Annotated in this window: 15 protein-coding genes; 8 read left to right on the top strand and 7 right to left on the bottom strand. The window is 71.2% G+C overall.

All coding sequences use genetic code 11. The features are described from left to right. Positions 1 to 361 precede the first annotated feature (361 nt). On the bottom strand, positions 362 to 1,681 hold the full coding sequence (locus AB0M08_RS26800; protein WP_364498605.1) for a hypothetical protein: 1,320 nt from the start codon (positions 1,679 to 1,681) through the stop codon (positions 362 to 364). 58 nt (positions 1,682 to 1,739) lie between these two features. On the opposite strand from AB0M08_RS26800, the gene AB0M08_RS26795 reads away from it, so the two are divergent. Both AB0M08_RS26795 and AB0M08_RS26790 read left to right on the top strand, forming a co-directional pair. Beyond that, the gene (locus AB0M08_RS26795; protein WP_364498602.1) at positions 1,740 to 2,261 is read left to right on the top strand and encodes an acyl-CoA thioesterase; all 522 of its coding nucleotides are present in this window, start codon (positions 1,740 to 1,742) and stop codon (positions 2,259 to 2,261) included. Between the two features lie 120 nt (positions 2,262 to 2,381). Next, a complete protein-coding gene (locus tag AB0M08_RS26790) occupies positions 2,382 to 4,331 on the top strand; it encodes an acetoacetate--CoA ligase (RefSeq protein WP_364498599.1) in 1,950 nt (649 codons plus the stop codon). Here AB0M08_RS26790 and AB0M08_RS26785 read toward each other — a convergent pair. Beyond that, entirely contained in the window at positions 4,312 to 5,046 is a 735-nt protein-coding gene (locus AB0M08_RS26785) for a TIGR03089 family protein (RefSeq protein ID WP_364498596.1), read from the bottom strand. The genes AB0M08_RS26790 and AB0M08_RS26785 overlap by 20 nt on opposite strands. Before the next feature lie 202 nt (positions 5,047 to 5,248). Between AB0M08_RS26785 and AB0M08_RS26780 the strand changes: the two genes are divergently transcribed. Together AB0M08_RS26780 and AB0M08_RS26775 are read left to right on the top strand one after the other, a co-directional pair. Further along, positions 5,249 to 6,394, top strand: a complete 1,146-nt coding sequence (locus tag AB0M08_RS26780; RefSeq protein ID WP_364498594.1) for a glycosyltransferase family 1 protein — start codon at positions 5,249 to 5,251, stop codon at positions 6,392 to 6,394. Between the two features lie 40 nt (positions 6,395 to 6,434). After that, complete coding sequence (locus AB0M08_RS26775) at positions 6,435 to 7,535, top strand: sugar phosphate nucleotidyltransferase (protein ID WP_364498614.1); 1,101 nt, start codon at positions 6,435 to 6,437, stop codon at positions 7,533 to 7,535. Between the two features lie 46 nt (positions 7,536 to 7,581). On the opposite strand, the gene AB0M08_RS26770 is transcribed toward AB0M08_RS26775, so the two are convergent. The 4 genes from AB0M08_RS26770 to cofD form a co-directional block, all read right to left on the bottom strand. Then, entirely contained in the window at positions 7,582 to 8,217 is a 636-nt protein-coding gene (locus AB0M08_RS26770) for a DUF4232 domain-containing protein (protein ID WP_364498591.1), read from the bottom strand. 112 nt (positions 8,218 to 8,329) lie between these two features. After that, the gene (locus AB0M08_RS26765) at positions 8,330 to 8,881 is read right to left on the bottom strand and encodes an NUDIX domain-containing protein (RefSeq protein ID WP_364498588.1); all 552 of its coding nucleotides are present in this window, start codon (positions 8,879 to 8,881) and stop codon (positions 8,330 to 8,332) included. Continuing rightward, positions 8,868 to 9,893, bottom strand: coding sequence for a coenzyme F420-0:L-glutamate ligase (locus tag AB0M08_RS26760; RefSeq protein ID WP_364498585.1), 1,026 nt, complete (start codon positions 9,891 to 9,893; stop codon positions 8,868 to 8,870). Before AB0M08_RS26760 ends, AB0M08_RS26765 begins: the two co-directional genes overlap by 14 nt. Continuing rightward, complete coding sequence (gene cofD, locus AB0M08_RS26755) at positions 9,890 to 10,840, bottom strand: 2-phospho-L-lactate transferase (protein WP_364498583.1); 951 nt, start codon at positions 10,838 to 10,840, stop codon at positions 9,890 to 9,892. Before cofD ends, AB0M08_RS26760 begins: the two co-directional genes overlap by 4 nt. Before the next feature lie 94 nt (positions 10,841 to 10,934). On the opposite strand from cofD, the gene AB0M08_RS26750 reads away from it, so the two are divergent. The 3 genes from AB0M08_RS26750 to AB0M08_RS26740 all read left to right on the top strand — a co-directional run bounded on the left by AB0M08_RS26750 (position 10,935) and on the right by AB0M08_RS26740 (position 15,016). Further along, the gene (locus AB0M08_RS26750; protein ID WP_364498580.1) at positions 10,935 to 11,825 is read left to right on the top strand and encodes a hypothetical protein; all 891 of its coding nucleotides are present in this window, start codon (positions 10,935 to 10,937) and stop codon (positions 11,823 to 11,825) included. Between the two features lie 129 nt (positions 11,826 to 11,954). Continuing rightward, complete coding sequence (locus AB0M08_RS26745; RefSeq protein ID WP_364498578.1) at positions 11,955 to 14,456, top strand: bifunctional FO biosynthesis protein CofGH; 2,502 nt, start codon at positions 11,955 to 11,957, stop codon at positions 14,454 to 14,456. 302 nt (positions 14,457 to 14,758) lie between these two features. Further along, the gene (locus AB0M08_RS26740) at positions 14,759 to 15,016 is read left to right on the top strand and encodes a WhiB family transcriptional regulator (RefSeq protein ID WP_015619224.1); all 258 of its coding nucleotides are present in this window, start codon (positions 14,759 to 14,761) and stop codon (positions 15,014 to 15,016) included. Between the two features lie 18 nt (positions 15,017 to 15,034). Here the strand turns inward: AB0M08_RS26740 and AB0M08_RS26735 are convergent, their stop codons facing one another. Beyond that, a complete protein-coding gene (locus AB0M08_RS26735) occupies positions 15,035 to 15,400 on the bottom strand; it encodes a metallopeptidase family protein (protein WP_183223054.1) in 366 nt (121 codons plus the stop codon). 298 nt (positions 15,401 to 15,698) lie between these two features. Here AB0M08_RS26735 and AB0M08_RS26730 point away from each other — a divergent pair, with 298 nt between their 5' ends. Beyond that, a complete protein-coding gene (locus tag AB0M08_RS26730) occupies positions 15,699 to 16,064 on the top strand; it encodes a DUF3499 domain-containing protein (RefSeq protein ID WP_364498575.1) in 366 nt (121 codons plus the stop codon). The last annotated feature ends 3 nt before the right edge of the window (positions 16,065 to 16,067 follow it).

Raw genomic sequence — 16,067 nt, 5'->3', positions numbered from 1 at the left:
TTGCGTATGACGCAAGACGGTGAGCTGGACGCGCTCGTCCGGCAGCGCCGCCGCCCGCCGCCGGCCTCCCGCCGCCCGCCAGCTGGCGACGAGAGGTGTCTGGGCAGGTGGGAGGCACCCTTGGTTGCCAGCCCGTTGTCGTCGGCTGGTGTTGAGGGGTGTCTGAACACGCGCGAGGGACCTCTGACCGCCAGCCGGGCACGCGCGCTCGTCGGCTGGCGGTCAGGGGTGCTGCGGCACTGGGGTGGGGCGGCACTGGGGTGGCGCGGAACAGGGGTGGCGCGGAACAGCCACGAGAGCCAGTTCGTCCGGTCCGGCTGGGTCTCGTGGCTGTTCGGTGTTCTGTCGGGGGTGGTGCGGGTCAGGACCCGGACGTGGGGGACTGGGCCGGGGGCTGGGCGGCGGCGGCCAGGCTACCGGCGCTCAGGACCTCGGTCGCGTCGTCGTCCGGGTTCGTCGTGGGGCGAGCCGCGTCGATCCCGGCCGCGGTTTTCTGGGCCGGGATCCTCTGGGCCGGGATCTGGGGAGCACCCGATTTTCCGGCCTCGACGGCGATAGTCGGATTAGTGGTAATACCGGATTTATTGCCGCTTGAGGTATTCGCGGGTACTTCGGGCGACTTGGCCTCGGCGGCGGGCCTGGCCACGGGCATGATGATCGTCGCGTCGGAGGTCGGCGCGACCACCGACGGCTTGGCCGCCGCGGCTGGTACCTGCGCTGCCGGGGCGGGCGCGGACGGGGCGGACGGCGCGGCCGCGGACGGGGCGGACGGGGCGGACGGGGCGGACGGCGCGGCCGCGGACGGGACGGACGGGACGGACGGCGCGGGCTGGACGGGAGCCGAAGGAACGAGCGTGGGCGGGGCCGCTGCCGGGATCTGAACCGGGGCGGCGGCGACCGGCATGGCGATCGTGCGGTCGTCGGTGGCCGTGGGCATGGTGACGGTCTTGTCGCCGGTCACGGCGGACATGGTCACCGTGGCGTCCGAGGCGGAAGCAGACGGCGCAGACGGCGCAGACGGCGCAGAGGGCACAGGAGGCGCAGACGGCGCGCCGGTCGGAACATATGCGGTCTTGTCGGCGGCGTTCCCGGTCGGGACGTAGGCCGTCTTGTCCGAGGCGGTGCCCATCGGGAGGTAGGCGGTCTTGTCGGAGGCGGAGGCGGAGGCGGTGCCGGCGCCGGCGCGCAGGACCGTGGTCTGGATGGCGGCCACCGTCTCGCCGGCGACGCGGGCGGAACCGCGGAAGCGGCCGATCTCGCCGATGATCGGGAGGACCGGGGGCTCGTAGCGGGCCCAGCGTCGTGCGCTCAGCGCGGTGCACAGCAGGGGTACCGCGAGCAGGGCGGCCAGGCCGTACCCCGGTCTGCTCAGATCGAAATCGGACTTGGTGACCGCGGAGGGCCAGACGCCCGCATAGCCGGTGGGTGAGTTCAACGCCCAGTAGGTCATCCCGGCGAAGAGCAGGCCGGCCAGTGTCGGGCCGGCCGGGGAGATCGGGGAGAAGACCATGATGGCGTAGAGGATGCCGGCGAAGACCAGGAGGAGCAGGCCGCCCACCGACTCGGCAGCGAACATCTCCCGTCCGCGACTGATCATGTCGTGGGTGAAACCGACACCGGAGAGGACCCACACCGCGGGGGCCAGAACGAGCGCGTACAGGATCGACCGGAGATGGCGCATGATCGGGAAAGGTACCTCGACGGAGCAACGATGGCGAAAGTCGCCGTAACGTACCGGCATGGAAGAACAGCTCTCCGGGCGTCCCACGGCGCAGTCCCGCGTCACGCTCAGCAAGATCATGACCGCGGTCGACGTGAATCTGTACGGGACGGTGCACGGCGGCGTGCTGATGAAGTTCGTCGATGATGTGGCGGGTGCGTCGGCGGCGCGGCACAGCGGGGGCACCGCGGTGACGGCGGCGATCGACGAGATCGTCTTTCTGGAGCCGGTCCGGGTCGGTGATCTGGTGCACGCGTACGCGCAGGTCAACTGGAGCGGTACGACCTCGATGGAGGTCGGCGTGAAGCTGGCCGCCGAGCGCTGGGACGCGGTGGGCGCCACGCCGATCCCGGTGGCGACGGCGTACCTGGTCTTCGTCGGGGTGGACGTGGCCGGCAACCCGCGGAAGGTCCCGCCGGTGCTGCCCGGGGATCCCGGCGATCACCGCCGGTTCAAGGAGGCGCTGATCCGCCGTGATCACCGCCTGGCCCGCCGCGCCGCGATCCAGCAGGCCCGCGCCGCCGACCACGGCGAGCCCTGAGAAAGGATGGGCCCTGAGGAAGGATGAGCCCTGAGGAAGGACGGGCCGCGGAGGGCCGGGCCGCGGAGGGCCGGGAAATCGGCGGGAGGCATCGACGGGAAGCGCCGTTAAGGTGTGGCCATGACGACAGGCGAAGTGACGTCCGGCACACTTCTCTGGGAGCCGCCGGCGGATGCCCGGGAGTCGTCCCGGATCGGACACTACCTCTCCTGGCTCGAGCGGGAGCGCGGGCTCACCTTCCCCGGCTACGCCGCCCTCTGGGAGTGGTCGGTCACTGATCTGTCCGGGTTCTGGGGATCGATCTGGGAGTACTTCGCGGTCGTCGCGCACGATCCGCCGACCGCGGTCCTCGAGGGCACCGCCATGCCGGGCGCGCGCTGGTTCCCCGGGGCGACGCTCAACTACGCCGAGAACGTGCTGCGGATGCCGGGTGTCGCGGACGATGAGCCGGTCCTGCTGGCGTACTCGCAAAGTCGCGAAATGATCAGCGTGACCGCGCGGCAGCTGCGTGATCGGGTGCGGCGCGTGCGTGCCGGGCTGAAGGCCCGGGGTGTCGGCCGGGGGGACCGGGTGGTGGCGTATGCCCCGAACATCCCGGAGACCTACGTACTGATGCTGGCGACCGCGAGCCTCGGCGCGATCTTCTCGTCCTGCGCTCCCGAGTTCGGATCACGCAGCGTGATCGACCGCTGGAGTCAGATCGAGCCGAAGGTGCTGGTCGCGGTCGACGGCTACCGCTACGGCGACAAGCTCATCGACCGGCGTGCCGAGGTGCGCGCGATCAGGGCGGCGCTGCCGTCGGTCGAGCACTTCCTTGAAATCGGGTATATCAACGAAAAGAATGATTTTTACCCTGAAAGCGACGAGCCGCTCGCCTTCGACCCCGTCCCGTTCGACCATCCGCTCTACGTCCTCTACAGCTCCGGGACCACCGGGCTGCCGAAGCCGATCGTTCACGGGCACGGCGGCATCCTGCTGGAGCACCTGAAGATCCTCGCGCTGCATCACGACCTCGGGCCGGGTGACCGATTCTTCTGGTTCACCACCACCGGCTGGATGATGTGGAACTACCTGGCCAGCGGCCCGGCCGTGGGCGCGGCGATCGTGCTCTTCGACGGCGATCCGGGCTGGCCCTCGCTGGATGCGCTCTGGGACCTGATCGACACCGCCGGGATCACCTATTTCGGCACGTCGGCGCCCTTCCTGCTGGCCTGCCGCAAGGCCGGGATCACGCCCCGCAAACACCTCAAAGGCCTCGGATCGACCGGCGCGCCGCTGCCGCCCGAGGGATTCGCCTGGGTCTACGAGGCGGTCGGCCGCGATCTCCAGCTGCTCTCGCTCTCCGGCGGCACCGACGTCTGCACCGGTTTCGTCGGCGGATCGCCGCTGCTTCCGGTGCGTGCGGGCGTGATCGCCGGCCGCAGTCTCGGCGCCCGGGTGGAGGCCTACGACCCGGCGGGGAAGCCCGTCGTCGGCGAGCTCGGCGAACTGGTGATCAGCGCGCCGATGCCGAGCATGCCGGTCGGTTTCTGGAACGACCCGGACGGTTCGCGGTACCGCGAGGCGTACTTCGGCGTCTTCCCCGGCGTCTGGCGGCACGGCGACTGGATCACCGTCGAGGAGGACGGCAGCTGCGTGATCACCGGCCGCTCCGACGCCACCCTCAACCGCGGCGGCGTCCGGCTGGGCACCTCGGAGTTCTACTCGGTGGTCGAGAACATGCCGGAGATCGACGACTCGCTGGTCGTCCATCTGGACAGAGCCGATGACCCCAACGGCGAGCTGCTGCTCTTCGTGGTGCTCGCCGACGGTGCCGACCTCGGCGCACCCCTGCGCGGCCGGATCGCGCGAGAGCTGCGTGCCGCGCTGTCACCGCGGCACGTTCCCGACGAGATCTTCCCGGTACGCGCGGTGCCTCGCACGCTCTCCGGCAAGAAGCTCGAGGTCCCGGTGAAGCGCATCCTCACCGGTTCGCCCGTCGAGTCGGCCGCGGCCAGGGGTGCTCTCGCGAACCCGGACTCCCTGACCGCTTTCGCCGAGTTGGCCCGGGTCAGGAGAGAACCAGGCTGACCTTCTCGGTGACCGCGCGCGCGTCGATCCTGTCGTGGTCGAGGTTGGCGCAGAGCACCACCGAGGCGCCGACCAGCAGCGGGGCGAGCAGCCAGTCGACCGGGTCCGGGTGGATCGCGAGGTCGAACATCACCCGGTCGCCGGCGCCGAAACCGAGCTGGGTGGCGCGGTCCTCGGCGCCCGCGAGAGCGTCCGCGTGGCTGAGTTCGATCGGCCCGGCGAACACCCGGTCGGCCGGGCTGACCGGTTCGCCCCGGAAGTGGTCACCGTAGTTGCGGACCTCGGTGACGAAGTCGGCGTACCCGGCCGGGAGCTCGCGCAGCGGCATGGCGAGCGGCAGCAGCCCGGTGGCGTACCGGTCGGTGGCGCTCCACGCGGCGGCCCGTTCGACCAGGTCCGGGGTGGTGAAGAGCGCCTCCACCGGCTGCGGGTCACCGCCCAGGTCAGCCAGGTCGGTGGCGAGCCCGGCGGCCGCGGCGCCGAGCAGGATCGCCGCGGTCTGCCAGTGTGGCGGCATGACCAGGGCGACGTTGTCCCCGTGCCCCAGGCCGGCCCCGTCGACCAGCAGGTTCGCGGTCTTGGAGACCCAGTTGTCCAGGGTGGCGCCGGAGAGTTCGGTGCGGTCGCCGGAGACGTCGTCGTAGAAGGTGAGCAGCGGCGTGGCCGGGTCGCGCCGGACGGCCTCGGCGAGGACCTGCGGGAGAGTGGTGTTCATCGGTCTTCACGATAGGCGGGTCACTCTGTGTCATCGAGCCGGAACGCCGATGACGGCGATTACGACGAGGTAAGGCAACCACAGGTGTCGCGGACACTTTCCTGAAGCGTTCCGGGCGTACCCTCGACAGTGACGTTGCCGACCCTCAACGTCGGAGCAACACCGCAGCATCGGTACGTCAGAGACGCCAAGGAGATGCCTCGTGACCCCCGGTCGCCCCCCGCGAGTGCTGGTCGACGCCACTAGTGTCCCCGCGGACAGAGGTGGTGTCGGCAGATATGTCGACGGATTGCTCGGTGCCCTCGGGCAGTTCGAGCCGGACCGCGTGAACCTCGCCGTCGTGGCGCAGCGTTCGGATGCGGAGCGTTACCGCCGCATGCTCCCGGAAGCCGAGGTGATCCCCGGTCCGGCAGCCATCGCGCACCGGCCCGCCCGGCTCGCCTGGGAGCAGACCGGCCTGCCGCTGCTCGCCCAGCAGGTGGGGGCGGAGGTGCTGCACTCGCCCTTCTACACCTGCCCGCTGCGGACCGGCTGCCCGGTGACGGTCACCGTGCACGACGCGACGTTCTTCACCGAGCCGGAGCACTACGACAACACCAAGCGGACCTTCTTCCGCAGCGCGATCAAGACGTCGCTGCGCCGGGCCGCCCGGGTGATCGTGCCGAGCAAGGCCACCCGGGACGAGCTGATCCGGCTGCTCGACGCCGACCCGACCCGGATCGACGTGGCGTACCACGGCGTCGACCACGCGGCCTTCCACGCGCCGACCGACGAGGAGAAGGCGCGGGTCCGTGCCCGGCTCGGCCTCGGCGACGCCGGCTACGTCGCGTTCCTCGGCGCCAAGGAGCCGCGGAAGAACGTGCCGAACCTGATCCGCGGCTGGGCCCGTGCGGTGGCCGACTGGCCGCACCCGCCGGCCCTGGTGATCGCCGGTGGCAGCGGCCACGACGACGACATCGACCGCGCGGTCGCCGAGGTCCCGCCGCACCTGCGCCTGCTGCGCCCGGGCTACCTCCGCTACGCGGACCTTCCCGGCTTCCTCGGCGGCGCCCTGGTGGCGTGTTACCCGTCGTTCGGCGAGGGCTTCGGTCTGCCGATTCTGGAGGCGATGGCGTGCGGCACCCCGGTGCTCACCACGCCGCGCCTGTCACTCCCAGAGGTGGGTGGCGACGCCGTCGCATATACGACAGAGGCGCCGGAGCGAATCGCCGAGGATCTGGCCGATCTGCTGCATGACGAGCAACGACGCCAGACGTTGGCGAAAGCGGGATTCGATCGTGCCAAAGAATTCACGTGGGCGTCGAGCGCGGAAGTACATGTAACAACGTGGAATCGAGTGGCTGCTTGATCATCAACTAAACTCTCCGCGCATGAGCGACGAACGGAATGTGCTGTACGGCGTGGTTCTGGCGGGCGGTACCGGAACCCGTCTCTGGCCACTGTCCCGCGCCGGTCATCCCAAGTTTCTTCACCCCCTGACCGGCACCGACGCCTCCCTACTGCAGGCGACGGTGGACCGGCTGGACACACTCACCTCGCCTGAACGGATCTTTGTGGTAACCGGCGTCGCGCACGCGGCCGCCGTTTCCCGGCAGCTTTCCGCGATGCCCGAGGAAAACGTTCTCGTGGAGCCCTCGCCGCGCGATTCCTGCGCGGCGATCGCTCTCGCCGCGGCGGTGATCGCGCGGCGCGATCCGCAGGCGATCATGGGCTCATTCGCGTCCGATCACCTGATCGCCGACAAGGACGAGTTCTCCGCGGTGATCCGGCGGGCGATGGCCGGTGCCGAGCAGGGCCTGCTCATGACCCTCGGCATCACCCCGACCCGCCCCGAGACCGGGTACGGCTACCTGCACTGCGGCGGCGAGATCGGCGACGGCCCGCTGCGTACGGTCCAGGAGTTCAAGGAGAAGCCCTCCTACGACGTGGCCGAGAGCTACGTGAAGTCCGGGAACTACCTCTGGAACGCCGGCATGTTCGTCTGGCGGGTGGACGCCTTCCTGACCGAACTCGCCCGGCAGCAGCCACAGCTCGCCGCGGGCGTCCGCCGTATCGCCCAGGCCTGGGAGACCTCGGCCCAGGAGGAGGTGATGGGCGAGGTCTGGCCGACCCTGCCGCGCATCTCGGTGGATTACGCCGTGATGGAGGGCGCCGCCGCGACCGGCCGGGTCGGTACGGTCCCCGGCGACTTCGGCTGGAACGACGTCGGCGACTTCCACACGCTCGGCGAGGTGCTCACCGCCGACCCGTCCGGCAACGTCGTGGTCGGGCAGTCCGGCGACGTGGAGCGCCCGGCGGTCGTACTGCGCGACGCCGGTGGCCTGGTGGTGGTCCCGTCCTCGGGCCGCCTGGTGGCCGCGCTCGGCGTCAGCGATCTGATCATCGTGGACACCCCGGACGCGGTGCTGGTCTGCCCGCGCGAGCGGGCCCAGGAGGTCAAGCACCTGGTGGACCAGCTCAAGGAGCTGGGCCAGCACGGCTACATCTGATCGGCGCACTCGGGGAGCCAGGCGACCGGCTCCCCGAGCGGCGGGATCACCAGGCGACGACGCCCTGGTTGCTCGGCTGCAGCGTGCCGATCTTCAGCGACGTCATGGTGATCGCGCTGGACTCCGGGTTCGGGAAGCCGGAGAGCTCGGCGACCGGGCCGTCGGTGCTCGCCTCCAGGTTGTAGCGCAGGGTGTTGCCCACCCCGCAGGTGTCGTCGCCCTTGTCGCAACTGGTCCACTTGATCCCGGCGAAGGCCGAGGTCCCCGGCTTGAGCGTGATCGGCTCGGCCGGGCCCGGCTCCTTCACCCGGCTGGTCGGCACGTCCACCACCTCGTCGGCGGCGTTGACCAGGGAGATCGCCACCCAGCCGTCGAGCGTGCAGTTGCTCTTCCCGCTGTTGGTCACGATCACCATGGCGCGCTGGGTGGTGCCCTCCGCCTCCTGCAGCTCGACGCTGGTCTTCACGCCCTCGCTGCGGCAGGCGCCGGCCTTGGTCGCCGCGGTCGCCTTCGTGGTCTTCGTGGCGGCGGCCGCGGGCGCCGAGGCCGATTCCGCGCCGGCGGTGGTGGCCGGGGCAGCGGCGGATGCGGTCGCGCCGGGGGCGGCGGAAGAAGAGGAGGCAGCGGAGCACCCGGTAAGGCCGGTCAGGAGGATCAGGGCCGGGGCGACGAGCTTACGCATGGGTTCTTCTCACCAGTTCTGTCGGTTATGGGCGTTGCCGACATCAGAATGCTCGATGCCGCGAGTCCGGAAACGATCGTCCGGGACCCGCGGCACGAAGCCGGGAGAAAGATCAGAAACGGGCCTTCGCCGGGGCGATCTGCTGGATCACGCCGTCCGCGAGCGGGCTGGGCAGCGCGTCGGTCGCGAACCAGGCCAGGTCCGCCGACTCGTCGCTGATCCGCTCCACCGCGCCGGCCGGTGCCCGCAGCAGGAACCGCACGTCGTAGTGGACGCTCGGGGTGGCCGGCTCGCCGTCCGCGGCGCCGCAGCGCACCTCGTGCACGTCGATGTCGATCGGCTCCGGGTCGAGGAGCAGCCCCGGGATGCCGGACTCCTCGGTCGCCTCGCGCAGCGCCGCGGCGGCCAGCGTCGCGTCGCCCGCCTCGCAGTGCCCGCCCAGCTGCATCCAGAGGCCGAGCCGGCCGTGCAGGCAGAGCAGCACCCGGCCGGCGTCGTCGACGACCAGCGCGCTGGCGGTGACGTGCCCTGCCCGGTGCGCCCGGGTCATCGCGTCCGGGCCGTCGGCGAGCAGGGCGAGGGTGCGCTTACGGTTCAGCTCGGCCGCCTCGGACGGTGCCGTCCAGCTGGTCAGCACCCCGACGGCGTCGTCATACAGGCTCATGTGACTCTCCGAAACTCAGGACGATGCCCCGATCGTCGATCTCCAGCGTGGTCGGTACGCCCTCGGCGGTGAGCATGGCGCGTACCCGGAAGGCATCGGAACCCAGCCGGAGCAGATCCGCGGACCCGGACCCGGCGGTGGTCAGGTGAAGCGCGCCCGCGCTGAGCGCGATGCCGGTCTCCGGAGCGAGAGACGCGGTGACCAGGGCGACCGCCCGCTTGACCGCGGCGGGGTCGGTGGGCTCGGGGGACTGGGCGGTATCGGACAGCAGCGCGGCGTCGCGGAGGCCCTGGGCGCGCGCCTCGGCGGTGCCCAGGCCGAACATGTCGCTCTCCGCGTCGCGGATCAGCACTCGCACGCCGGTCTCCCCGGGCGCGTACGGATAGCCCCGGACCACCGCCACCGGAACCTGGTCGCACTTCCCCTTGACCAGCTCGGCCGCGGCGGAGAGCTCGTCGACCACGGCCATCTGGGTGAGCGAGAGCTCGTTGCCGTACGGGTCGACCCGGCCTCGGTGGTCGAGCAGCGGCTCGATCCCGGACGAGCCGAGGGCGACATCGGTCAGGCCGTTGCGCCACGCCCGGCCCATGGTGTCCGACACGATCACCGCGACGTCCAGGCCGTGCTCCGCGAACCCGGCGCGCAGCCGCCGGGCCGAGGCGTCCGGGTCGTCGGGGAGCAGCACCAGGTGGGTCTTGTCGACGTTCGAGGCGTCGATCCCGGCGGCGGCCATCACGAAGCCGTGGTGGGTCTGCACGATCGTCGTCGGGCCCCGGCGGGCGACCACCCGGGCGGTCTCCGACTCCAGCGCGCGCAGGCGGGCCTCGTCGCGCTCCGGGCCGTCGGCCGGCACCTCGACCAGCCGGCCCTCCGCCTTCGACACGATCTTGCTGGTCACCACCAGGACGTCGCCGTCGGCGAGCCAGGGCGCGGCCGCCGTGATCAGCCCGACCAGGTCGTCGCCGGGGGTGACGTCGCCGATCCCCTCGACGGGCAGGATCTCCAGCCTCACCGGACCAGCTCCAGCGCGTCGGCGACCATCCGGGCCGTGGTGGCCTCGTCCTTCATCCAGAGCGGCACCGCGCGGGTGGTCACGCCGGGCACCTCGGCGCCGGCGTCCGACGTGTCGACCAGCCAGCCGTTCAGCAGGCCACCCTCGGCGCGTGGGCCGTACATCCGGCCGACGCCCGCCGCGCTGACCTCGACCTCCAGCGTGGCGAGGCACTTGTCGGCCATGCCGCGGACCGGTGAGCCGCCGATGATCGGCGACACCCCGACCACCGGCGCCGGGCCGTTCGCCACAGCTTCCCTGATCTCCGGTACGGCGAGGATCGGCGCGATGCTGACCACGGGATTGCTCGGGGCGATCAGGATCACGTCCGCGCCCGCCAGCGCGTCGGCGACGCCCGCGGCCGGCTTGGCGGACTCGGCCCCGACGAACACGAACCGGTGAGTCGGCACGTTCCCGCGGTAGCGCACCCACCACTCCTGGAAGTGAATCGCCTTCCGTTCGCCCTCGACGTCGCAGACCACGTGGGTCTCCAGCCGGTCGTCGGTGGCCGGGATCATGGTGATGCCGGGCTGCCAGCGCTCGCAGAGGGCGGCGGTCACCGCGGAGAGCGGGTAACCGGCGTTCAGCATGGTGGTGCGTACCAGATGGGTGGCGGTGTCCTTGTCGCCGAGGCCGAACCAGGAGGGCTCGACGGCGTATTTCGCCAGCTCCTCCTTGACCACCCAGGTCTCGCCGACCCGGCCCCAGCCGCGCTCCGGGTCCGCCGCCCCGCCCAGCGTGTACATCACGCTGTCCAGGTCGGGACAGATCTGGAGGCCGTGCATCCGTACGTCGTCCCCGACGTTGACCACGGCGGTGACGTCGGCCCCGATGGCCCTGGCGTGTTCCCGGACACCGACGAGGAACCGGGCGCCGCCGATACCCCCGGTGAGTACCACGATCCGCATCGCCCCATCCTCGCGCACCTGCGCCGCCGGGCCGGGTGGTGGGTCTCGGTTTACTCTGGGCGGGCTCTGTCGTCGTACGTCCGGGAGTTCAACCGTGACCAGTCCACCGCAGCCCACACCGGCTGAGGGCAAGCCGATCGGCCAGTACCTGGCGCCGCTGCGCGATCTCGCCGTGTACGTCCTGGCCGGCGCTCCGGCGGTGTTCCTCTTCGTCTCGATCGTCGACCTGTTCGGGGAGGGCTTCGCCGACCGCACCCGGTACAGCTTCGGCGGGTTCGTGAACCTGGAGAACATCGCCTTCCCGTTCGCCGCCGTGCTGCTGGCGCACCTGCTGCGGCCGGCGCACCCCAAGGCCCGGCTGATCACGCTGGTCGCGCTGGTCGAGTACGGGGTGATGGCGTTCTTCGGCGTCGTCTTCGGCGTGCTCTTCGGGGTCAGCAACATGGCCTCGATCGACGCGGCGGCGGCGTTCACCGCGCTGCTCGCCCGGGCGGCCTGGCTCGGGGTGTTCGGGGTCGCGGCGTACGCGCTGACCCAGATCTGGCGGGGCCTCTACTTCGTCCCGAAGCCGAAGCCGCAGCCCGGGATGTACGGCCAGCAGCCGTACGGCGCACCGTACGGCGCACCGTACGGCCAGCCGCAGTACGGGCCGCCCGGCACCTACGGGCAGCCGCAGCCGCAGCCCGGCGTGTACGGCCAGCCGCCGTTCACCCCGCCCCCGCCGCAGCCCGGTGTCTACGGCCAGCCGCAGCCGCCCGCTCAGCCCGCATGGAACCAGGCGCCGGTCGCGGCGCCGCCGTTCACCCCGCCATCCCCGGCCGCACCGGTCACCCCGGTCGCGCCCGCGTCGGCCCCGCCCGCCCCGCCCGCGGAGGCCACCCAGGTGGTGCCGGAGCGGGCCGCCCCGTCGGCGGACTCCACCACGGTGCTGCCGGACGACCGTCCCGGTTTCGGCCCGGCCGAGCAGGATCCGCCCCGTCAGTAGCGTGGCGTACCGGCCCGGCCCCCTCTGGGCGCCGGGCCGGACTCGTCACTCGCTGACCGTGTTTCATCACACTCGGCCCGTCTGGGCAGCGTAGCGGCGGGCGAAACGATTCGGGCATAGGCTCGTCGCGTGGTAGAGGCCAACCGGGAAACTGCACCGACCGAGGCGAGCATCCGCCGCGCACTGCGCCGCGCCGCCGACGGCAAAGCGATCGACGCCGACGAGGCCACCGCGCTCCTCGCGGCCACCGGCGAGAAGTTCGACGAGCTCCTGACCATCGCCGCCGGAGTGCGGGACGCGGGCCTGCGCGAGGCCGGGCGCCCGGGCGTGGTCACGTACTCCCGCAAGGTCTTCATCCCTCTGACCCGGCTCTGTCAGGACCGGTGTCACTACTGCACGTTCGCCACCGTGCCGCACCGGCTCCCGGCCGCCTTCCTGGAGCGCGACGAGGTGCTGGAGATCGCCCGGCAGGGCGCCGCGCAGGGCTGCAAGGAGGCCCTCTTCACGCTCGGCGACCGCCCCGAGGAGCGCTGGCCGGCCGCCCGGCAGTGGCTGGACGAGCGCGGCTACGACTCCACCCTCGACTACGTGCGCTCCTGCGCGATCGCCGTGCTGGAGGAGACCGGCCTGCTGCCGCACCTGAACCCCGGCGTGATGAGCTGGGCCGAGCTGCAGCGGCTCAAACCGGTGGCGCCGAGCATGGGCATGATGCTGGAGACCACCGCGACCCGGCTCTGGTCCGAGCCGGGCGGCCCGCACTACGGCTCGCCGGACAAGGAGCCCGCGGTCCGCCTCCGGGTGCTGGACGACGCCGGGCGGGTGGGTGTCCCGTTCACCACCGGCATCCTGATCGGCATCGGCGAGACGGTGCCCGAGCGGGTCGAGTCGCTCTTCGCGATCCGCCGCGCCGCCCGGGAGTACGGCCACATCCAGGAGGTCATCATCCAGAACTTCCGCGCCAAGCCGGACACGGCGATGCGCGGGATGCCCGACGCCGAGCTGCGCGAGCTGGCCGCGACGGTGGCGGTGGGCCGGATCATCATGGGCCCGCGGGCCCGGATCCAGGCGCCGCCGAACCTGATCGACGACGAGTTCGGGCTGCTGCTGCGGGCCGGGATCGACGACTGGGGCGGCGTCTCCCCGGTGACGCCGGACCACGTGAACCCGGAGCGCCCGTGGCCGCAGATCGATGCGCTGGCCGAGAAGTCGGCGGAGTCGGGCTTCATCCTGAAGGAGCGCCTCACGATCTATCCCGAGTTCGTCCGCCGGGGAGGTGAGGGCTGGCTCGACCCCCGGGTGACGGCGCATGTCACCGCGCTGTCCGGGCCGGATGGGCTGGCCCTCGACGTGCCGATCAAGGGACTGCCCTGGCAGGAGCCCGAGGAGGCGTACGGAAGCGGTCGTACCGATCTCTTCAAGAGCATCGACAGCGACGGGCGCACCGCCGACCGCCGGTCCGACTTCGACTACGTCTACGGCGACTGGGACGAGGTGGCCGCGCACGTCAAGGAGGCGCCCCGGAACATGCCGGCCGACGTGGTGGCCGCGCTCAAGCTCGCCGAGTCCGACCCGGGCGCCCTCCTGCTGGAGAAGCACGAGGACGCGGCGATGGCGCTGTTCAACGCGGACGGTGCGGCGCTGGACGAACTGGCCCGGATCGCCGACGGCTTCCGCCGGCAGGTCAACGGCGACGACATCACGTACATCGTGAACCGGAACATCAACTTCACCAACGTCTGCTACGTCGGGTGCCGGTTCTGTGCGTTCGCCCAGCGGGAGAAGGACGCGGACGCGTACCGCCTCTCCGTGGAGCAGGTCGCGGACCGGGCCGAGGAGGCCTGGCGGGACGGTGCCTCCGAGGTATGCATGCAGGGCGGCATCGACCCCAAGATGCCCGTCACGGCCTACGCCGACCTGGTCCGCGCGGTGAAGCGGCGGGTGCCGGGGATGCACGTGCACGCGTTCTCGCCGATGGAGATCGTCACCGCCTCGGCGAAGGCGGGCGTCCCGATCAGGGAGTGGCTCACCGAACTACGGGAGGCCGGCCTCGGCACCATCCCGGGCACCGCGGCCGAGATCCTCGACGACGACGTGCGCTGGGTGCTGACCAAGGGCAAGCTCCCCGCCTCCGCGTGGAAGGAGGTGGTCACCACCGCGCACCAGGTCGGCATCCGCTCCAGTTCCACCATGATGTACGGACACGTCGACCACCCCCGCCAGTGGCTCGGCCACTTCCGGGTGCTCGCCGGCATCCAGGACGTCACGGGCGGATTCACCGAGTTCGTGGCGCTGCCCTTCATCCACACCAACGCCCCGATCTATCTGGCGGGTATCGCCCGGCCCGGCCCGACCTGGCGGGAGAACCGGGTGGTGCACGCGATGGCCCGGATCCTGCTGCACGGCAGGATCGACAACATCCAGTGCTCCTGGGTGAAGCTGGGCGACGAGGGCACCCGGGTGATGCTCAATGGCGGGTGCAACGACCTGGGTGGAACGTTGATGGAGGAGACGATCTCCAGAATGGCCGGTTCCGAGCACGGGAGCGCTCGTACGGTCTCCGAACTGAAGGAGCTCGCGGCCGCCGCCGGCCGCCCCGCCGTTGAACGGACCACTGTCTACGGCCGTCGTTAGGGGCACCCCGCTCGCGCCTTGGTCACAAAACGGGTTAAATTGGACGTGGGGCCCCGCCTTCGCGTTACCTCTCGGTGGCTACGGGAGATAGAGCGGGAACGGGCCCCCGACGCGCCCGAACGCTTCGGGGGAACGGGCCTATTTATCAGGTTCGGCTTGACGACGCACGTCTTACACGCGTGTAATTTTGGTGGGGTTGTGGGGACGATGTGGATTTTTCGCATCCAACCCACAGAAACACGCCGCGTGCGTGGGGGGTCAGCGCTGGCATCGCTGTCGGCGCAGAGTTTGGAGGCACGCCGATGGAAGCGCAGGTTGAAGGGGTCGACCTGCTCGGGGACGCGCCCGAGTGGCAGGAGCGGGCGCTGTGTTCGCAGACCGATCCGGAAGCATTCTTCCCGGAGAAGGGCGGCTCGACGCGTGAGGCCAAGCGCATCTGCGGCCGCTGTGACGTCAAAGCGGAGTGTTTGGAGTACGCACTCGGCCACGACGAACGGTTCGGGATCTGGGGTGGACTGTCCGAACGTGAACGTCGCAAGCTGAAGCGCCGGGTGGCCTGACCGGTCGGGTGACGGCCGTCAGGCCAGCTCGTCGGGATCCACCCCGAGCAGGTTGGCCACCTGCTCGATGATCACATCGTGGACGAGGTCGGCGAGGTCCTCCCGATCCATCGCCCGGAATTCCAGCGGGCGGCGGTACAGGACGATCCGTGGTGGCAGCTCGTGCCGCCCCGGGCGGCCGGGCAGCAGCCTGGCCAGGGGCACCTCGCCGTCCTCGAGCACGTCCGAGTCGTAGACGTTCAGCTCCGGCGGCACGTCCTCGACCGCGAACTCGACGCCGGCCAGCTCCTTGGCATAGCGGCGTTCGAGGCTCTCGACCGTGTCCAGCACCAGGTCGTCGAAGATCTCCGCCTTGGTGCGGGCCAGCGGCACAGTGGCGGGCACCAGGCGGCCACGCAGGCCGCGTCCGTGCCGGTCGCGCCGGGCCGGATGACCCGGGCCGGTGGTACGCGCCGCCTTCGGGTCGGTACGGCGGCGTTCGGGGCTGGTGGTCACACGGTGAGCGTATCCCCACCCGGGCGACATACGTGGTCAGGCCGTTCCTCGGCGTGTGTCCGAGCAGTTAATTCGTCCCAACGGGGCGGCGTGTCGGCGGACCATGGCCGAATCGTGATGCATCACCGGTCGGCGTGTCGCGGGGTATCACTCGTCTTATCGCCCGCCGGGACGATAACGTGCCGCCGTGAGGTCACCACGGCGCTGCTCCCGGAACGGCTGTCCCCGACAGGCGGTCGCCACCCTGACCTACGTCTACAGCGATTCGACGGCGGTCGTAGGCCCCCTCGCCGCGTTCGCCGAACCCCACACGTACGACCTCTGCGAGCCGCACGCCCGCAGCCTCACCGCCCCCCGAGGCTGGGAGCTCGTCCGGCACGACGGCGACTTCGCGCCGCCACCCCCCACCACCGACGATCTGGTCGCGCTCGCCGAGGCGGTCCGCGAGGCCGCGCGCCCGGCACCGCCCCCGCGCCCCGACGAGCACGACCACACGCCCGGCCATCAGACCGGGCGCCGTGGCCACCTCCGGGTGATCCCGCCCTCGCACTGATTT

The organism is Actinoplanes sp. NPDC051851 (genome assembly GCF_040681165.1).
In the GTDB taxonomy this organism is placed as follows: Bacteria; Actinomycetota; Actinomycetes; order Mycobacteriales; family Micromonosporaceae; genus Actinoplanes.
Note: the sequence above shows the minus strand (reverse complement) of the source record. Positions and strands in the feature narration are given on the sequence as shown.